This window comes from Methylorubrum podarium (genome assembly GCF_022179745.1).
In the GTDB taxonomy this organism is placed as follows: Bacteria; Pseudomonadota; Alphaproteobacteria; order Rhizobiales; family Beijerinckiaceae; genus Methylobacterium; species Methylobacterium podarium.
The window spans coordinates 1-3047 of sequence record NZ_BPRD01000610.1 but is presented as its reverse complement, the minus strand read 5'-3'; the positions used below and the strand labels follow the sequence as shown (position 1 = coordinate 3047).

The window sequence follows — 3047 nt, the reverse complement described above, 5'->3', positions numbered from 1 at the left end:
TCGGCAAGGGCGTGGTGTTCCGCTTCGGCGGCGTCCAGCTCAACGTCCACGGTCCGGGCCAGATCGGCACGCCGCGCGCCCGCGAGCCGGTGATGCCCGGCGGCAGCGACCTCTGCTTCCGGTGGTCGGGCTCGATCGAGGAGGCGATGGCGCATCTCGCCGTCCACGGCGTCGCGGTCGAGCTGGGACCGGTCGAGCGCCACGGCGCGGCCGGGAAGGGCGTGAGCGTCTACTTCCGCGATCCGGACGGGTCGCTGATGGAGTTCATCACCTATCCGACGCCGTGAGGCAGCTCCCGATCGTGCCGCTTCAACGCCAGGGCAGCGCGCCGGTCAGGCATTGCCGACGCGCTCGGCCAGACGCTGGTTGGTCTGCTCCAGGCGGAGGGCGAGTTCGCGCATGACGGCGATGCCGATCTGCGGGAACTGCGCGAGCAATTCGATGAAGACGTCGCGGTCGATCCGCAGAGCCGTCGTCGCCGTGTCGGCGGTCACCGTCGCCGAGCGCGGCTGATCGGCCAGGATGCCCATCTCGCCGACGAGGGCGTTGGGGCCGAGCAGGGCGAGGCGGACGGGACCGAACGGCCCGTCGATCGAGACCGCGGCGGATCCTTCGAGGATGAGGTAGGCCGCGTCCGCCGCCTCGCCGCGGGCGAAGAAGGCTTGGCCCGCCTCGAAATGCACGCGCTCGCTGGTAAAGGCGAGGAGCTTGAGGCGAGACGGCTCGACCTCGCGGAACAGCGGCACCTGCCGCAGGGACATCACCTCGTTGTCGAGGGTCATGGACACACTCCGATGCGCCTCCAGGGCGGCAGGCGGAAAGGCCCGCGGGTAGACGCACCGGCGGGTCGTGTCAAAGCAGGCCTGCCGTCAGGCGGTCGGGGCCCGACGGGTGACATCGGCAGAGCCACCGGTCGCCCCGTCCCCTCACGCATCGGCACTATCTTGCCTGACGGTCACCCCTTGCGGTCCGTCGACAATCCGAGGTTGCCGGGGCCCGGCGGGTTCCGCTTGGCGCTGGCATTCGGCTGGGGCGAGTCGATCGGTTCCTCGTCCGTCGTCGGCGTCGGGCTGTCTTCCGGCGCCGGCATCGGCGGCAACGGCGTTCTGTTCGGCTCGGGGCGACCAGGGGCCGCGGAAGCCGAGTCGGACTTGGCCGCGAGCGAAGGCTTCACCATATGTCGGTTCGTCATCCCGGCTCCTCATGGGTGTGGACCGGCCTGTGGAGACCTGTTCACAACTCCGCGCAGCGCGCTGGTGTGAGCACGCCTAACGTTTGGACGAAACACGGGTTTCCCAAAGCTCGGCCGTCGATACAGCCAAGGAACAATCGAAAGGGATGATGGTTGAGGAGGGTGTGAAGAGTTGGCTTGAGGAGGCGCTGATGGCATCTGGTAATTCCACCTCGAAGCGAGGTTTCGCTTCCATGAATATCGAGCGGCAGCGCGAGATCGCCAGTAAGGGCGGTCGATCGGTCCCGGCTGAGAAGCGCTCCTTCTCGCAGGATCGTGAGCTGGCCTCATCCGCCGGCCGCAAGGGCGGTCAATCGACCGGCCGCACCGGCGAGGCTTAAACCGGCTGAGGCGGTACCGGGCGCGTCACCCGCGCTCGACCGCCCAGCCTTCCAAAAACAGAAATATATTTCCAACTACGGGCGCCGCGGGCGTCTGTTTCTTTTTGTACCGGCTGTCAGATCAATGCGTCGGCGCGTGCCAGTTCGCGCCATTTGACCACGAGGTCCTCGAAGGCGCGGAGATCGGCGTCGTCGAGCCGCCCCAAGGTTCGCGCGACGTAGGCGGCCTGCGCCGCGATCCCGCGCGCCGCGACCTCGGCGCCCGCGCCGGTGAGATGGAGCGCGTGGGAGCGACGATCGCCGGGGATCGAACGGCGCTCGACCAGTCCGGCCTCGACGAGGCGGTCGATCAGGCCTGACACGTTGCCCTTGGTGACGTAGAGCCGCGCGGCCAGCTCCTGCTGCGTCAGCCCCTCGCGCTCGCTCAAGGTCGACAATACGTCGAATTGCGGGATCGACAGGCCGAGCTCCCGCAGTTCCGCGGCGACGGCGGCCGTGACGCGCCGGCTGAGGCGGATGAACCGAAACCAGACCCGCAGGGGATCGACGGGTTCGGTGTTCGACGCGGGACGGGCTTGACGCTCGGACATGTCCGTCCAGCTTGTAGCAGAGGGATCCGCGCCGGGCAGCCGAGTGGCGCGGTCCACCCCCAGCCTGTAGACTGCGCGGCGATTTATCCACGCCTCACATCCTTTCATCTGTTTCCGGGACCATGCGTCGTCAGCTTCTCGATGAACCGGTGACGCGGGCCGGCCGCTACGCGCGGACGCTCGCCCTGTTCTCCCTGATCGTCACCGCCATGGCGGTACTGATCGTGCGCAGCCCGTCGGCCGAGCCGGCGCCGGCTCTCGCCGTGCTCGGGAGCGGGATCGCCCTCTCCGTCGTCGCGGTGGCGCTGGCCGTGTTCGCCATGGTGCGGGTGTGGCGCGAGGGCGCGGGCGGACTTGGGGCGGCCATCGGCGGACTGTTCCTGGCCAGCCTCGTCCTGGCCTATCCGGCCTATGCCGCACTCAAGGGCGTGCGCCTGCCGACGCTCACCGATGTCTCGACGGATACCGAGCGCCCGCCCGCCTTCTCGCGCTCGCGCCTCGCCTTCGCCGCCCGCGACGGCCGCTACCCTCCGGAGCCGGGACCGGCGACGCGGGAGGCGCAGCGGGCGGCCTATCCGCAGATCGCGCCGCTGACCCTCGACGTCGAGGCCGACGAGGCGTTCGAGCTGGCGCGCAAGGCGGCGGTGAACCGCAAATGGCAGATTGTCGAGGCGATCCGGCCCGGCGGGCGGATCGGCAACGGCCGCATCGAGGCGGTGGCCCATACCCGGATCCTGAACCTGCCCGCCGACATCACCGTGCGGGTGCATCCGCGGGCCGACGGCGCGCGCATCGACGTGCGCTCGGCCTCCCGGATCGGTGACCGCGATTTCGGCGACAATGCCGACCGGATCCGCTCCTACCTCGACGAGGTCGCCAACCTCG

The 3047-nt window shown here is 69.4% G+C and carries 6 protein-coding genes; 4 read left to right on the top strand and 2 right to left on the bottom strand.

The genetic code is table 11. From position 1 onward, the window contains the following. Positions 1–287: VOC family protein (locus MFF42_RS24645; RefSeq protein WP_507763120.1), on the top strand; the 287-nt coding region annotated here is incomplete at its 5' end. A gap of 45 nt (positions 288–332) precedes the next feature. On the opposite strand, the gene MFF42_RS24640 is transcribed toward MFF42_RS24645, so the two are convergent. Continuing rightward, positions 333–782: a Crp/Fnr family transcriptional regulator gene (locus MFF42_RS24640; protein ID WP_238258570.1), complete on the bottom strand. Its 450-nt coding sequence runs from the start codon at positions 780–782 to the stop codon at positions 333–335. A 228-nt stretch (positions 783–1010) separates the two neighbouring features. Between MFF42_RS24640 and MFF42_RS26505 the strand changes: the two genes are divergently transcribed. Both MFF42_RS26505 and MFF42_RS24630 read left to right on the top strand, forming a co-directional pair. After that, positions 1011–1262, top strand: a complete 252-nt coding sequence (locus MFF42_RS26505) for a hypothetical protein (RefSeq protein WP_306423559.1) — start codon at positions 1011–1013, stop codon at positions 1260–1262. Between the two features lie 13 nt (positions 1263–1275). After that, on the top strand, positions 1276–1572 hold the full coding sequence (locus MFF42_RS24630; RefSeq protein WP_238258566.1) for a con-10 family general stress protein: 297 nt from the start codon (positions 1276–1278) through the stop codon (positions 1570–1572). 116 nt (positions 1573–1688) lie between these two features. On the opposite strand, the gene MFF42_RS24625 is transcribed toward MFF42_RS24630, so the two are convergent. Beyond that, a complete protein-coding gene (locus tag MFF42_RS24625; protein WP_238258564.1) occupies positions 1689–2162 on the bottom strand; it encodes a MarR family winged helix-turn-helix transcriptional regulator in 474 nt (157 codons plus the stop codon). 122 nt (positions 2163–2284) lie between these two features. Here MFF42_RS24625 and MFF42_RS24620 point away from each other — a divergent pair. Continuing rightward, a partial coding sequence (locus MFF42_RS24620) for a DUF1499 domain-containing protein (RefSeq protein ID WP_238258563.1) occupies positions 2285–3047 on the top strand: 763 nt, incomplete at its 3' end.